Source organism: Streptomyces sp. SYSU D01066-1 (assembly GCF_054956795.1).
The window spans coordinates 1-14,621 of record NZ_JBUDHV010000008.1 but is presented as its reverse complement, the minus strand read 5'-3'; the positions used below and the strand labels follow the sequence as shown (position 1 = coordinate 14,621).

The following is a 14,621-nucleotide window of genomic DNA, read 5'->3' as shown; positions in this document are numbered from 1 at the left end:
TCACAGGTCCACGTCCGTATGCCGAATCGATGTATGCGCAGTGGCGACGGACGCTCCAGATCAGCCTGCGAGACGCTGCGGTTCGGTCGGCGCAAGCGTCACCCGCCCGTATCGCCCGACTGCTCGTGGCGCCGTGCCCACAGTGTGCCCGTAAGAGCGGACAACCAGGGTCAACAGCGGCGTCACCAAGCACTCACGCCGACGGTGAAGCAACGCATCCAAGCAGGTCAGCGGCCAAGTGAGCACCCAAGCGCCGTCGCTTCTCAAACTGAGAGCGCGAGTTCGATTCTCGTCACCCGCTCCATGGAGAAGGCCCAGGTCAGAGACCCGGGCCTTCTTACTGTGTGCGGTTGTCAGTCGTCGCGTGCCAGATGCGTGCCAGAAGGCCCGGCGGGCGGTCCGCCGGTCGCCGCGGCTCTGGCCTTCCCAACGGTGGCGTCGAGGCCGGCGGCGACCTCTTCCTGCCGCTCGTCGTCGGAGTGCTGGTAGATCAGCGCGGCCTTCTCGGACGACTGGCCGGCGCGGACCATCGTGTCCTTCAGGGTCGCGCCGGAGCGGGTGGAGAGCGTGTGCCCGGTGTGCCGGAGGTCGTAGAAGCGGAAGTCGTCAGGCATGCCTGCTGTTTCCCGAGCCTTCCGCCGCTTCCGCCGAAGCTGCTGCGCCGGAAGGGCGCCCCCTTCTCCCCCACGAAGAGCAGCCCGTCCGGGCCCGGCTCGGCGTAGCTCTCCAGGTGCCAGCGGAGCTCCCGGTGGAGGAACGCGGGAAGAATCACAGTCCGGGTTCCGGCCTCCGACTTGGTGCTGCCTTGGACGCGGCGCCCGTCCATCCGCTCCGGCTCGGCGAGGCGGACGCGGACGCGGAGGGTGTCGACGTCGACGTCCCGGCGGCGGAGGCCGGCCAGTTGCTCCGGACGCGTCGGGCCGTAGGCGCCGAGGCAGACCATGAGCCGCCAGCGCATCCCCACGGGGTCGGCGAGCGCGTCGACCTGGGCGACGGTGGCGATGCGCCGCTCTGCCGCCTTCTCCTTGCCAGCGCCCTTGATACGGCACCGGACGCAAACGCTGGACCATGCGCTGGAAGGCCGCACTCCAAGCCTTCGACATCACCTTCGACGGCCGGCTCACCGCCGGACGCCGCTGAAGAAATCCGACCGAGTTCCACCGTTTGCTACACGGACCCGCGTCGAGGAGTGTCTGGACCACGTCAGGTCAGGAGGTATGCCTCCAGGATCGTCACCGCGTAGGTGTTGCCGGTGGTGTCGGTCAGGGTGGATCCGAGGGAGACCGAGCGGGCGTTTTCCGGGTGGGTCAGGGTGAGGATCCTCTTGCCGTGGGTGGTGGTCACCGGGGCGGGGGACCAGGTCTTGCCGGCGTCGTAGGAGACCTTCACCGTCAGGGATTTCAGGCCGGTGGCCGCCGGGCCCTGGAGGGAGAGGGGGATCGTGGTGCGGCGGCCTGCGGAGGCCGTGCCGGTCGGGGTCAGCTTCGGGTGGAAGCGGACCGTGGAGAGGGGCAGGGAGGCGGAGTCGGACGGGCTGGACGTGAAGGTCCAGGCCGCTGTCAGGCGGCTCGTGGTCGTGGCCACGCCTGGCGGGCGGGTCAGGTCCGTTCGGATCGTGTAGCGGGCCGGGACGGACGGGAGCTTCTCCACGGTCTGACAGAGGTCGCCGTCGTTGTCGAGCAGGGTGCTGCCGTCCGCGGTGACCGTGGTGTGGCGTTTCGCTGTGGAGGAGGCGGGGTGTCCGCTCCCGTCGGCGAGGTCGGGGACGCACAGGTCGAGGGTGTCGCCGTCGCGCCGTGCGCCGTACGGGCCCCCGGTGATCGGGCTGAAGACGCCGACGTTGTACGTCGCTGCGTAGGTCCGGCCCGCTCGGTACGACCTCGCGCTCTGCGTGCCGTAGAAGACGTCATCGTCGTCCCCGGAGGCGTTTCGCTGGCCCAGGTCGGCCGTCCACTTGAATCCCTTGGGCGTGGTGACGTAGATCTTCGCGGTCGTCGGCAGCGGGAAGGGGGCGCTCACCGTGCCCAGCGACAGGGTGGGGCCGCTCCACAGGACGTTGACGATGCCCTTGCGGTGGGCGACCGACGAGCCGAAGTCGCGCTTCAGCAGGGCCAGTTCGCTCATACGCGTGGTGTGCCGACAGCCGGTGGGGAAGCGGTCGGGCAGGTTGTGGAGCAGGTGGTAGGTGGTGCTGCCCTTCTGCCACAGGCCGCCGAGCTGCGTGCTGAGCCTCCCGGCCGGAGCGGCCGGTCCCAGGGTCGCGGTGCGCAGGTTCCCGAACGTTCCCCAGAACAGGGTGCTGTTGTGCGGTTCGCTTGCGGTGTCCCCGGTGCCCACGGCGAGGTTGAGCTGGCCGTCGGACATCTTCGCGCCCTGCGGCGCGGTGATCTGGACCGGCTTCGCCCTGCGCGCGTCGAAGACGACCGTGGTGTCCCCGGTCAGCGAGAGCCGCGGCCGGACCAGCGCGGAGGCGCCCCCGGGGTCGTCCATCACGGTGTCCACGACGTAGTCGCCGCGCGGGACCCGCACCCGGTACACGCCCTTGGAGATCTGCTCGGAGTCCCTGAGGCTGGTGGTCCAGTACGCGCCCGAGTACCCGAGGATCTCGGTCAGCGGAGCGCTCACGGGCTTGCCGCCGCGGTCGAGGAACTCCAGGTTGAGGTCGTATGACTCGGCCTCGCGTACGACGCCGAAGGCGGTCCGTACGGCAGCGGGGCCGGCGCCGTTGCGCGCGGTGGCGACCAGCGTGCCCGAGTAGGCGCCGTCCGCCGCCTCGACGCGGGTGTCCGCGGTGAGGTCGACGCCGGCGGTGCCGCCCGCCGGGACGGTGAGCCGTGTGGTGCTCAGCGTGAACATGCCTTCGGGGGCCGTGCTGCCTCCGGGGCCGGTCACGGTGGCCGTCAGGTCCAGGGTGACGGGGTGGTCGCCGTCGTTGCGGTAGGTGATGTGCCGGGTGGCCGGCCGGTCGTCGGTGTGGGGCCACAGCTGCTTGCCGAAGGACACGGAGGTCTGTTCGCTCGCCACCGCCCCCTGAAGTGCCCGGGACACGTCGAGCCGGCCCGTCCCCTGCTGGTAGCCGGTCGCGCCGGTGGTCGGGGTGGTGGACGCGGTGAGCGCCTGCTTGATCCGTGCGCCGGTCCAGTCGGGGTGCCACTGGGCGAGGATCGCGGCCGCCCCCGCCGCATGCGGTGTCGCCATCGACGTACCGGACATGGAGACATAGCCGTCGGCCGCCGGGTCGCCCAGGTGGCCGTGCGCCGCCTTCGCCGAGACGATGTCCACGCCCGGCGCCGTGAGGTCCGGTTTCAGCGCGCTGTCGGCGGTCGGGCCGGTGCTGGAGAAGTCGGCGAGCCGGTCCTCGCCGTCGACGGCGCCCACGGTGAGCGCCGATTCCGCGGCCCCCGGGGAGCCGACGGTTCCCGCGTCGGGGCCCTCGTTGCCGGCCGCGGCGACGGTGAGCATGCCGGTGCTCCTCGAGAGGGCGTTCACCGCCGCCTCGACCGGGTCCTCCCCCGGGGTGTCCTCCTGGCCCAGGCTGAGGTTGGCCACCCTGGCGCCCTGCCCGGCGGCCCACTCCAGGCCGGCGATGACGCTGGAGTCGCTGCCCTCGCCGCTGTCGTCCAGCACCTTGGCATTGAGGATCCCGGCACCGGGCGCGACGCCCTTGTACCGGCCGTCGGACCGTGCGCCCGAGCCCGCCAGCGTCGCTGCGACATGCGTGCCGTGGCCGACCCTGTCGTCGGTGCTGCCACTGCCGGTGAAGTCCTTCGACACCGTCACCGCCGAGGCGAGGTCCGGGTGTGTGGTGTCGACGCCGGTGTCCAGGACGGCGACCTTGACGCCCTTGCCGTCGTATCCGGCCGCCCAGGCGGCCGGGGCGCCGATCCGCGCGACGCCGCCGCCCGCCTTCCCGGCCCTTGCGCCGGCTGTGTCCGCCGGCGCCTTGAACCGGCCGTCCAGCCAGACCCGCGCGACTCCCTGCTCCTCGGTGAGGTCCTGCCACATGTCGTCGGCCCCGGCCTTGGGCACGGTGATCGCGGCGCCCGCCACGCTGGGCAGCTCCCGGCGCACGGTGGCGTCCGCGTCCGCGACCAGCGACCTCTGCGTACTCCTGCGCTGGGCGGGCTTGCCCTCGTACGACACGATCAGCGGGAGCGTGCCGCGCCGGGTGTCGTCGTAGCCGGCCCGTGTCAGGCCGCTGACGTCGAACAGCCGCATGTCCAGGACGCCTTGGCCGATCAGGGCGGCGGCGTCGGCGGGAACGACGTACTGATCGCCCCCGGCGCCGCGCACGGACACCGGGACGTGCTCACGGCCCGGTGCCCGCCGTACGCCCGTCACCCGGCCCCGGGCGTCCAGCCGGACCCGGTCGCCGGTGAGGAGGGTGACGTACCGGCCGGCCGCGGAGGCGGAGCCGGCGGTCCGCGCGCCGAGGGCGGAGCCGCCGGGCGCCGCGACGGTGGCGGTGTCCTGCGTCCGTACGCCGGGGCCGGAGCCCGTGGCCGCCACCGAGACGCCCGTCATCAGTCCCGCCACCAGCAGGGCGGCCGGCGAGGCGCTTGTGGTTCTGTGGCGCATTCAGCTCGCCTGCCCCGGGAGCTGCTTGTTGGCGTCGACGACCGCGCGCTCGGTGATCGCGCTGGTGTGCGTGACGGTACCGACCTTGAGGGGATCGCCCGCCGTGGCCTTGATCACCACGATGCGCTGGCCGAGGAACCGCAGGGTCTTCTTGTCGAAGATCCACTCGACGCGCTCGCCGTCGTTCTCCCGCGCGATCGCGACCCCGTGCCGGCCCGTGGCGTCGACCGCGTCGTTCACCGAGACGACGCCGGGGATCTTGGCCGCGGCCTTGTAGAGGGCGGCGCCGACCTCGGCGGGCGGGTAGCTCTCGAGCAGCAGATCGCCGATCGCGACGAAGGCGGCCTGGTCGCGCGGGACTTCGGGGTCCCGGACGGCGTCCGACTCGCGGTAGATCCGCTGGAGCAGCGTGTCGGGGTCGGTCGGCAGCTCGGCCAGGGCGTTGTAGGCGCCGGTGGACGGGGTGTCGCCCTTCAGGGTGATGCCCTTGTCGCTCGTCTTGCCGGCCTCGATCAGCCAGCCGTCCTTGCCGTCGAGGGAGTTCCAGACCTGGCGGGAGTGCAGCTCGTCGCTGACCGCCTCGCTCTTGTCGCCGACGGTCTTGATGTAGGTGTCGGCCACCTTCGAGGCGATGTAGACGTACTGGCCCTTGCGCGGGGCGGGCGCCGAGGTGTCGGCGGCGGCCAGGGAGATGCGTTCGAGGAGCCGGGGGGCGCCCTTGGGGTCGGCGACGCCGATGCTGGTGGTCAGTGCCGGGCCGGTGGCCAGGGCGGTCTTGCCGCCGTCGGTTTCGCCGCCGGTGAGGGCGAGGCCGCCCACGACCGCGCCGGCCAGGGCGAAGGCCGCGGCGGGCAGGAGGATCGTACGGCGCAGGAACGGGTTGGAGCGCTTGACGGGCGCGACCGGAGAGGTAGCGGACGTACGGGAGGAGGTGCGGAGGTCTTCGTGGATCCGGGCCATCATCTGCTCCTTGTGGAACTGGTGGCGGCCCGCCGGCAGATCCCGCTCGGCGGAGGGCAGCAGACTCTGCGTCTCCGTCCACTCGGCCGGGTGGGGCCGGTGGGAGGGGCTGGCGTTCATCGGTTTCCTTCCTGTGCGGACCGGACCGCGTATCCGCGATCACCTGTCATCTGCCGGTTCGTGCGAGGGGGTTCCCGTTTTTCTCCGAGCAGTTGCGCGTCGGCGAGCTTGCGCAGCTTGGCGCGGGCGCGGGAGAGGCGGGAGCGGACGGTGCCGACCGCAACGCCGAGGGCGCGGGCCGCCTCGGCGTACTCCATCCCCTCCCACAGGCACAGCGTCAGGACCTCACGCTCGGGGCGTTTGAGCAGGCTGAGGGCGGCGAGCGTGGCGTTGATACGGCGCCGGTCGTCCAGGCGCCCGGCGGTCTCCTCGGCGTGGTCCTCGACCCGTTCCTCGGCGGCGTGCGCGGCGGCCGCAGCGCTCGCCGCGTTGCGGTAGCGGCGGTTGCTGCGGTGGTGGGAGCGGGCGACGTTGGTGGCGATGCCCAGGAGCCACGGCCGCAGCGAGCCGCCTTCGGCCTCGACCGAGGCCCGGCGCCGCCACGCCTCCATGAAGGTCGTCGACATCACGTCCTCGGCCAGCGACCAGTCGGCGGTCAGCCGGAAGGCGTGGTTGTACACCGCGCGGGCGCACTCGTCGAAGAGTTCCGCGAAGGCGTGCGGATCTCCGTTTCGCACCCGGGTTCGCATATCTGTGGTCACGTCTTGAACTGACGTGCGGTGCGGGCGAGTTCCGGTGAGACATGTCACAACCGTCGTACAGGTCACCGGCGCGGTGACCGCTTCCGCGAGGACGTTCGGGGGCAGACCGTCGGGTGCGGTCATCGTGCTGATCTCCTTCGAGGCTTCGACACTTCGAAAGGTCAGCCGGTGGCCGTTCGCATATCCGGACCCTCACCCCGACGCCGGGCCAAACACCCGGATCAGGCGGGAACCCGTACACCACTTCCCAGGACGCAACCGCCCTCTCCGAGCTCGCCGGCCCTCAGCACGGCACAGTGACCTTGCCGCTGCGTCCGGCGTGGCCGGGGCCGACCACGTTCGATCTCGATCAGCCGCGGCCGTGGATGGACTACCACCGGATCGTCCTGGCCGAGGGAGCGCAGGACGATCTGGTCCGGTTCCTCAGTCGTGACCTTCTGGTCAGCCCATGGCCCACACTGCGCACACTGGTCAGCCGTGATGTCCGGGAGGTGGGGGAGAGCTCCTTCGACGAGCTGGCTCACGAAGCCCAGGCCACTGCGTGAACCTCACGGAAGTGAGGCCGACGTAACGCGGACAGCAGGGTGGAGACACGACTGCGTGTGTTCTCAGCGACCGTTCCCACTCTGCTGCACGACATCCGTGCGTACCAGAGCCGCACGAGTTGCCCAAGCACCGTCACCTCCCGAGCGGATAGCGCGAGTTCGGCTCTCGTCGTATCAGAGCGGGAGATCGTCGGGGAGTACCCGAAACGCCTTGTGGTGGCCCAAGGGGCGTACGGCCCGGAAGTCACGTCGGTCGAGGGTGAGGATCGCGTCCGTGTCGTAGTCGGCGGCAAGCGCCACGTTGACCGCGTCAGCGAGGTCGAGGTCCAGCGCGCGGTAGCGGACACGGACGGACTGGGCGGCACCCAGGTGGTCCTCCGTGATCTCCGGCATGACGACACGCCCCCGGCCCATCCAGCGCCGGAGGTCGTCGACCGCACCGAGGGCGGCCGCCCTGCCGAACTCGCGCGTGGCGACGTGATCCAGCTCGGCCAGCAGCAATGGGGACATGACCAGGAGGCCGGCCGCCATGATCGCCTCGTTCGCCGCCCGGTGTTCCGGGTGAGCCGAGTCCAGGGCCGCCAAGAGACCGGACGTGTCGGCGATGACAATGATCACGCGGCGGTTCCGGAATCCGAGTCGGTCTCACGGCGGACAGCGTCGGCGACCGCGTCACGGACCTCCGACCTGGAGGGCGTGCGACCCGTCCCCTCGAAGGTGCGCGAGAACAGCGGCTCGTCCCAGACCCTGTTCGCCATGGCCGCGAGGTGAATGCCCTGACGGATGATCTCGGCCTCGCTTATCCCCCGACGCTTCGCGGCCTCCTTGATGATCGCCAGGTCCTCGGGGTCGGCGTAGACGTTCGTGCGCTTCATGGACATGTACCAAGGTTAGTCCATGTACCGGATTGACACACGTAGGTACCTCCTTCTTCGGATCATCGGATGCCGCGGTCGCAGACGACGGAACTGGCCGCGCCCACCATGGGCGTGCGGCATGGGGCTGTGGCACCGCAACGTGCTCGCCGCCTCGTGCGCCGAACCACTTCTCGTGGAGATCGAAGTCCGTAGGGGCGATCCCACAGTCCGTGATCTCCCGAGCCGAGGCGAGGGCCCGGCTGCCGTATGCGACCGCGACTGCCGCGCTCAGTCGCTCCGCGCCTCCCCAGGCCCGCACACCGAGCAATCCACATCAGCGAAGTGGTCGTCCACATCGCGGTGTCGTGCCCACGGCGTGCCCTTCGGAGCGGACGCCTACGGTCGACAGCGGTGCCACAGGACGCTCACGCCTACCGCAGCACATTGGATCCACGCAGGTCAGCAGCTGCACGCTCGCGCAAGCGCCGTCGTTTTCCAAGCTGAGAGCGCGAGTTCGGTCCTCGTCATCGGCTGCATGAAGCAGGTCCAGTTCGGGGAACCGGCCTACTTCGTCGCCGAGGCTTTTGCTGCCTGCACGGGTGCTTCCACGGGTTCCGCGATGCGCTGAAGAGCTACCCGTGCCGGGCGGGCAGGAGCAGTGGACTGCTCAGGTCACGGCGTACTCCGCGTCTCCGCGTCCGCGACTGCGACCGCGACCGCACGTAGTCGGCCTCCGGAGGTGTCCCCTCACGGAGCTAAATTGGCGGGTACATGACCACAGTAGCCGACTCCGCGTTGGTTAACGTCTCTCGCGCCAGATGTACCGGCAGACCACGCCACACAGGGGGAACAACCACCATGCGCATGCGAACCAAGGCACTGACGACCATCGCGGCCGGCATGCTCGCCACCGCGGCCATGGCCGCGCCCGCCGTCGCGGCCTCCGACCCCGGCCGGACGGACACCCAGAGAACGCTGTCCGAGTCGACCGTCCAGGCGACCGTCACCACCTGGACCGACGCGAACGTCCGCAGCTGCGCGTCCACGAACTGCGGCATCGTCTACTCCGTGAGCGCCAACACCACCCTCAACGCCGTGTGCTGGGACTACGGCCAGTACGTCAACCAGAACGGCATCGCCCACGACAAGTGGGTCCAGCTCCTTTCCGGCAACTGGATCTGGGGCGGTCTGCTGAAGGGCAACGAGACGGGCAACATCTCCACGAAGTGTTCCTGAACGACCAGGTCGCGCAGCGGGGCCGCAGGGGCACGGAAGGAACGTGACCCCGCGGATCGCGTACGGCGCGGAGCCCGGGGTGCCGCCCACCACGGGGTCCGGACCCTGAGCGGAAACACGGAAGTGCCTTCTGAAACTGGGGCGATGAGGCCTGTCCAAGGTCTCCGTCGTTCCAGCAGGAAGGCACTTTCCGCGTGCGCACCACCGGGTCGCGTCCCAGGTCCGCCGTCTCGTCGCAGTGCCGCGCAGTGGTCGAACTCCTGACGCGGTGGTCACGCCTACCGGCGACGCCGGATGTACCAATCCCACCACCAGCACGACCAGAAGCGACAGCAGGAACGCCCAAAAGGTCGTTGCCGCGTCATAGGACCGGTACGTGATAGCCAGCACGCGAGGACGGATACCCGGCATGCGGCGTGGCAGCCCCGCGCCGCGAGCGCACCAGACCGGCTGTCCGCCGCTCGACGGCTCCTCGGACACGGACGAGGCCAGGGGCCAGCGGCCAGCGGCCAGCGGCCAGCGGCCAGGCAGCTTCGGACCAATCGTGTCCGCCGTCAATTCGGGGTGACTCGAGATGCGCGACGAATGGAGTGCCTCACCTCGCCGCCACCTCCCCGAAGTCCATATGGGTGATATCTACCGTAAACTCTCTCTTAGTTCCTCCGTGCTACCCAACGCACCGAAATGCAACCGCCAGTTGATCCCCAACACCATGACGAGAGACACTATCCGGCAGAAGCGTGTTCCCAACCGAGTGGCACTCGCTTCAGCATCCTCCCGCGCAGGTCATCGAAGGTTATTCAGCCGGAGATTACTGGGCAGTTGACCTCAGGGTTTCGTGGTAGCGTAATTGTTCGGAGGGACAGTGCAACCTGAAAGGGAAATCGTGAACACGGAGAAGATCGCCGCTCGCCGCCTCTCATTGGAAGAGGTGACGAAGCTCGGCGTCAAGGACAGGGTCTTCGTCTCCGCCGACACGACAGAACTCAAACTTCCCGACTGCTATGTCCCCGCTTTCCTGACCAAGCCCGGAGAGAATTTCGAGGGCGGCTCGATAACGGCGCGAACCATATTCCAGGAAGAGGTTTCCTGCCTTCCCGACGACGAGAACGAAGCCGGGGTCTACGTGGCCGACGAGAGCGGCCCGGCGACCATCGAGGTCCTCCAGTCCGCCGGTGTCGTGCTGGACCTGGCGCTCTTCGTCCCCGGTGGGGACAAGGGGGCCCTCTCGGCCCTCTACGCCGCGGCCCGGCAGGCGTTCGGCGCCGACATCGTGCAGATCTGGCGTCAGCACCTCAAGGAGGTCCCCGACGTGAAGGTCGACATCTTCGAGGAGCAGATTCCCCGGGGGCGCAAGAGCAGCGACAGCCCCAAGCGTGACCGCCGCGCGATCGACACCTACCCCACCCGTGCGGACTTCATCGAGTTCTCCGCGGGGTGGAAGCCGGTCGTCGAGATCCACAAGCCGGTCGTCGACGACACCCCGACCATCTGAGGAGGCGTCACCTCCCGGCTCCGGCCGGGAGAACGCCGACAACGCCGAGAACGCTGTGCCGGACCCGGTCGCGACCACTGAGCGGCCCGGGGAGACGCCGGAGGACAGCCCGCGAACGCCGAAACGCCGTTCCGCTCGACGGTCTCGCGGGACAGCCCGTCTGAGCGGGACCGTGGCCCGAAGTCGTTCCGCGACAGCCCCCAGGACTCCGGCGCAGCCGAGTGACGTCCCCCTCGTGTTCGGGCGAGGCCGAGGAGCGTAAGGGGCCGGCGGGTTTCACGCGCGCTGTGCGACGGGCGACCGGAGGCGGTGGTCTCCGCGCCGTTCGGTCACGGGGCGCCGGCCGCGGGGACGCGCCGGGTCGCCACGGCGCGGGGTGCGCTGTCGGTCCGCCGCCCCGCGCACGCGGTCAGGGCGAGGACGAACGCCCCGTACGCCCGTCCCGCCCCGTCCCTGTGCGGACGTACGCCGTGTCCGCCCCCCGGAGCCGGCCGGGGCGGGCTTCCGCCGCGCCGGAAGGCGCCGTTCCGCCGTGCCGGGGGCGTGGGACACCCGTCCGGCCCAGCCACGATGGCGGCACCGTCCGGATGGGATGAGGGTGGGACGTGCTGTATCCAGCTCGTCCGCCCGCCCGAAGGAGCGTCGTCATGTCCGAACGCAACACCCTCATCCGCAGCCTGCACGACGTGGGTCTGGCCGCCTGGTTCGGCGGCTCGCTCATGGGCGCGATCGGCCTGAACGGCGCGGCCGCGGACGAGTCCGGCTCGGAAGCCACCAGGGACCGGATCTCCTCGTCGGGCTGGGCGAAGTGGACCCCGGTCAACGCCGTCGCGATCGGGGCGCATCTGTTCGGCGGCGGCGGGCTGCTCGCCGCGAACGCCCACCGCGTCGCCACCCAGCAGGGGGTGGCCGCCTCCACCGCGGTCAAGACCGCCGTCACCGCCGCCGCGCTGGCCGCCACCGCCTACGCCCGCGTCCTGGGCAAGAAGGTCGAGCTCGCCTCGTCCACCGACCCCGCCGACGCCGACAAGGCCCGCCAGCACCCCGTCGACCTGGACAAGGCACGGCGGCAGCTGGCCTGCGCCCAGTGGGCGGTGCCGGCGCTGACCGGGTGCCTGGTGGTGCTCAACGCCCTGCACGGCGAACAGCAGCGTCCGGTCGAGCAGGTTCCCGGCATGTGGCAGCGGGCCCGCTCGGCGACCCACTTCATGTCGTAGGACACGCGCGGACCAGCGCGACGACGGCTGTGCCCGGCCGGGTCCCATGACATGTCCGGGCAGCCGATGGCGGACCGGGCACCCGGATCTGCCGCCGAATTCCGATACGGGGTCCCGATACGGAGCTTCCATGTCCACACACGCACGCGCCGCCCGCGCCGGGCGGACACCGGTCCAGCAGGCCGCCCTGGCCGTGGGAGTGGTCTTCCTCCTGGTCGGTGTGCTCGGCTTCATCCCGGGCATCACCACGCACTACGACACCATGAAGTTCGCCGCTCACCACTCCGAGGCCAAGCTGCTCGGCCTCTTCCAGGTGTCCATCCTGCACAACCTCGTGCATCTGGCCTTCGGCATCGCCGGGATCGCGCTGTCGCGGGCCGCGGCACCGGCGCGGTCCTACCTGCTGATCGGCGGCATCGTCTACCTGGTGCTGTGGCTGTACGGCATGGTCATCGACCACGACAGCGCCGCGAACTTCGTCCCCGTCAACACCGCCGACAACTGGCTGCACCTGCTGCTCGGTCTCGGCATGATCGCGCTGGGCGTGCTGCTCACCCGCGGGCGCCGTTCCACCCGGCCCTCCACGTAGTACCGGCCGCGCCGGAGCGCCGCGGACGGCGGCCGGCTCCCCGCCCTCGGGGAGCCGGCCGCCGGGGCCGGCGGCCGGCTCCCCGTCGACGGCGCACGTGTGACCGCGCGGCCCGCCGCACGCGGCGGAACGGCAGAGCGGCCGAGCGGCAGCGGGCCGCGCGACGGCCGGAGCCACCGGACCGGTACTGCGAAGACCTCGACGGCCGGGGCCACCAGGCCGGTACTGCGAAAACCCCGACGGCCGGGGCCACCAGGCCGGTACTGCGAAAACCCCGACGGCCGGGGCCACCAGGCCGGTACTGCGAAGACCCCGACGGCCGGTGACCGGGTCGCGTACGCGGCCACGTACCACCAGGGCCGTGTCCCGGTCCCGGACGCGCGGGCCCGGTCCCCGGCCTCCTGATGCCATGCTCCGGGGCGCACGCGTCACGGACGGCCCGGAAGGACCACCGGCGCTCCTCAGGGGCCGACGACTCCTCCGAGCGGACCGTCCAGGGCCCGCGCCCCGGCCTCGCGACGACCGCCGTACCCGCCGGCGCCGCCACCCGCCGTCACATACCCCGGCCCCGCGCGCTGGACCACCCGGGCGTGGCCGCCCCCGTCCGCCGGGACGACTCCGGGTGCCGTACGGCGGCTCCCCGAGCGGGACCCGGTCATGGCACCCGGACGCGTTCGTCGCCCGGGTCCAGCGGGTGTCCGCGGCGGTACGGGGCGGTGGGGGGCGGTACGGGGCGGTACAGGGTGTCCGTCCCGGGCCGCGGCACGGTGTACGGCGGCGACACGCGCCCCGCGGGTGCGCAGCGGGCGTCTTCAGCCACGGCGACGGCGGGCCGCGCGCCGTATCCGGCCCGCGGCGTGGGCCGCGAGCAGGACCGTGAGCAGGACCGTTCCGGCGGTCGTCGCCGCGCGGCGCGCGGCCGGGCCCGTCGTCGGCAGGGCGTCGCGCAGCCGGTCGACGGCGCTCAGGGGCACGCCCGCGAGCGCGTTGCCGGGTGGCCGTCGGGGAACGGCCGGATGCGGACGTGTGGGGGCGGTGCGGCGCACGGCCTCCCAGGCGGCTCCGACCCGGCGCAGCCGCCGGTCGTCCAAGGCGTCGCGCAGCCGGGGCAGGAGTTCGTCCTCCTCGTCCCGGATGTCCTGCCGTACGAGCCGGAACGCTTCCTCGATCCAGGCCTGGCGCTCGGGGGCGTCCGGGTTCCGCTCGACCCGGGCGAGCAGGTCGTTGACGGCCTGGTGCTCCTCCTCGACCCGGGTGGTGAGGTCCTCACCGTCCGGGGCGAGGCGCCGCAGCAGGGGCCACAGGACGGTCTCCTCCGCGAAGGCGTGGCTGAAGACGAGCTGCGCGAAGTCCCGCCAGATCCGTTCCCGGTCGGTGTCGCGGGCGTCGGGTGCCCGGTAGGCGTTCATCAGCCGGTCGAGTTCGGCGTGGTCACGGCGCTGGCGGAACAGCAGGCTGCCCGGCCCGCCCAGCTCCGTGACGCTCTGCTCGGCGATCGAGACGGTCACGGCGTCCCCCCGGTCCGCTCCGCGCGCGCCTCGGACGGCGGTCGGCCCCGGTACCGCTTTGGGCGGACGTCGGGTGCGGCGGCGGTCCGCTCCGGCGGACTCGTGTCCCGGTCGTTCTGCTCGAACATCGTGGTCTCCCTGGGGACGGTCCGGTCCGGTCCGCTCTGTCCGGCGGCACCGGGCGGGTACCCGGTGCCGCCGGGTCTACCCTGCGGGCACCGGTCACGGCCCTCGCCGTCCGGCGTGCGCGCCGAGCGGTCGCCGGGCGCCCGGCTCGGCGTCCCTGACCGGAGGGCGTCGCCTCGGAGGCGCCCGGTCAGCCGTGGCCGGGTCCTCGCGCACCGGTCGGGCGGGCCGCCGCCGGTCCCCGTGCGACCGGTCCCCGTGCGACGTGCGCTCCGGTCACTCTCGCCATCACCGCTCTCCAGCCCCTCCCGGCCCCTTGGTCTCTCTCGTCCCTCCCGCGCCCCTTCCGTCCCTCCGGTCTCCCCGCCCTTCTCATCCCTCCCCGCTCCTCCCGCTCCTCCCGCTCCTCCCGCCATCACCGTCCCCGAGCCCCGCCGGAGCCCTCGAAGGGATGGATTCGGGCGCTCATTCGGCGCAATGGCGGACAACGGGAACGGGGGGTGGGACTAACTTCCTCGCGACTGGATACGCATGCCTGTCCGTAGCGCATCGCCTCGAACCGCTGCGCCCATGGCTCCGACTAGGAATGTGATGGCGACTCACACCACTGAACCCGTCTCCCCGGTTCCGGCCGCGGAGGGACGCCGCGGCCGGGGCCGGGTGATCGTGTCCTGGCTGACGACCACCGACCACAAGAAGATCGGCCATCTCTACCTGATCACGTCGTTCGGCTTCTTCGTCGTCGCCGG

General features: G+C 71.4%; 10 protein-coding genes and 2 pseudogenes. 5 read left to right on the top strand and 7 right to left on the bottom strand.

The annotated features are described in order from the left end of the window. Nucleotides 1-353: 353 nt before the first annotated feature. The 4 genes and pseudogenes from ACY1JF_RS10265 to ACY1JF_RS10250 form a co-directional block, all read right to left on the bottom strand. Nucleotides 354-1,048 (bottom strand): annotated as a pseudogene (locus tag ACY1JF_RS10265) (tyrosine-type recombinase/integrase); the annotation flags it as partial. Nucleotides 1,049-1,203: 155 nt separating this feature from the next. Further along, nucleotides 1,204-4,578: a S8 family peptidase gene (locus ACY1JF_RS10260; protein ID WP_462704709.1), complete on the bottom strand. Its 3,375-nt coding sequence runs from the start codon at nucleotides 4,576-4,578 to the stop codon at nucleotides 1,204-1,206. Continuing rightward, complete coding sequence (locus ACY1JF_RS10255) at nucleotides 4,579-5,658, bottom strand: CU044_5270 family protein (RefSeq protein ID WP_462704708.1); 1,080 nt, start codon at nucleotides 5,656-5,658, stop codon at nucleotides 4,579-4,581. It abuts the gene before it with no gap. Continuing rightward, nucleotides 5,655-6,299 carry an RNA polymerase sigma factor gene (locus ACY1JF_RS10250; protein ID WP_462704707.1) on the bottom strand — a complete coding sequence of 215 codons (645 nt, stop codon included), beginning with the start codon at nucleotides 6,297-6,299 and terminating at the stop codon, nucleotides 5,655-5,657. The genes ACY1JF_RS10255 and ACY1JF_RS10250 overlap by 4 nt, the downstream gene beginning before the upstream one ends. Before the next feature lie 263 nt (nucleotides 6,300-6,562). Between ACY1JF_RS10250 and ACY1JF_RS10245 the strand changes: the two are divergent. Then, nucleotides 6,563-6,844 (top strand): annotated as a pseudogene (locus ACY1JF_RS10245) (transcriptional regulator); the annotation flags it as partial. A 174-nt stretch (nucleotides 6,845-7,018) separates the two neighbouring features. Here ACY1JF_RS10245 and ACY1JF_RS10240 read toward each other — a convergent pair. Beyond that, nucleotides 7,019-7,462 (bottom strand): PIN domain-containing protein, encoded by a 444-nt coding sequence (locus ACY1JF_RS10240; protein ID WP_462704706.1) that lies wholly within the window; start codon nucleotides 7,460-7,462, stop codon nucleotides 7,019-7,021. Next, nucleotides 7,459-7,725: a ribbon-helix-helix domain-containing protein gene (locus tag ACY1JF_RS10235; RefSeq protein ID WP_462704705.1), complete on the bottom strand. Its 267-nt coding sequence runs from the start codon at nucleotides 7,723-7,725 to the stop codon at nucleotides 7,459-7,461. Before ACY1JF_RS10235 ends, ACY1JF_RS10240 begins: the two co-directional genes overlap by 4 nt. Nucleotides 7,726-8,559: 834 nt before the next feature. Between ACY1JF_RS10235 and ACY1JF_RS10230 the strand changes: the two genes are divergently transcribed. The 4 genes from ACY1JF_RS10230 (at nucleotide 8,560) to ACY1JF_RS10215 (ending at nucleotide 12,238) form a co-directional block, all read left to right on the top strand. Beyond that, nucleotides 8,560-8,937, top strand: a complete 378-nt coding sequence (locus ACY1JF_RS10230) for a hypothetical protein (protein WP_462704704.1) — start codon at nucleotides 8,560-8,562, stop codon at nucleotides 8,935-8,937. An 886-nt stretch (nucleotides 8,938-9,823) separates the two neighbouring features. Then, entirely contained in the window at nucleotides 9,824-10,432 is a 609-nt protein-coding gene (locus tag ACY1JF_RS10225) for a hypothetical protein (RefSeq protein WP_462704703.1), read from the top strand. A 647-nt stretch (nucleotides 10,433-11,079) separates the two neighbouring features. Continuing rightward, nucleotides 11,080-11,649, top strand: a complete 570-nt coding sequence (locus ACY1JF_RS10220; RefSeq protein ID WP_462704702.1) for a hypothetical protein — start codon at nucleotides 11,080-11,082, stop codon at nucleotides 11,647-11,649. Between the two features lie 130 nt (nucleotides 11,650-11,779). Beyond that, the gene (locus ACY1JF_RS10215; protein ID WP_462704701.1) at nucleotides 11,780-12,238 is read left to right on the top strand and encodes a DUF4383 domain-containing protein; all 459 of its coding nucleotides are present in this window, start codon (nucleotides 11,780-11,782) and stop codon (nucleotides 12,236-12,238) included. Nucleotides 12,239-13,050: 812 nt separating this feature from the next. Here ACY1JF_RS10215 and ACY1JF_RS10210 read toward each other — a convergent pair. Continuing rightward, nucleotides 13,051-13,746, bottom strand: coding sequence for a hemerythrin domain-containing protein (locus ACY1JF_RS10210; RefSeq protein ID WP_462704700.1), 696 nt, complete (start codon nucleotides 13,744-13,746; stop codon nucleotides 13,051-13,053). Nucleotides 13,747-14,621: the final 875 nt, after the last annotated feature.

Coding starts and splice junctions, on each gene's coding strand:
- ACY1JF_RS10260 (WP_462704709.1), bottom strand. CDS start 4,578: ATGCGCCACAGAACCACAAGCGCCTCGCCGGCCGCCCTGCTGGTGGCG.
- ACY1JF_RS10255 (WP_462704708.1), bottom strand. CDS start 5,658: ATGAACGCCAGCCCCTCCCACCGGCCCCACCCGGCCGAGTGGACGGAG.
- ACY1JF_RS10215 (WP_462704701.1), top strand. CDS start 11,780: ATGTCCACACACGCACGCGCCGCCCGCGCCGGGCGGACACCGGTCCAG.
- ACY1JF_RS10220 (WP_462704702.1), top strand. CDS start 11,080: ATGTCCGAACGCAACACCCTCATCCGCAGCCTGCACGACGTGGGTCTG.
- ACY1JF_RS10235 (WP_462704705.1), bottom strand. CDS start 7,725: ATGTCCATGAAGCGCACGAACGTCTACGCCGACCCCGAGGACCTGGCG.
- ACY1JF_RS10230 (WP_462704704.1), top strand. CDS start 8,560: ATGCGCATGCGAACCAAGGCACTGACGACCATCGCGGCCGGCATGCTC.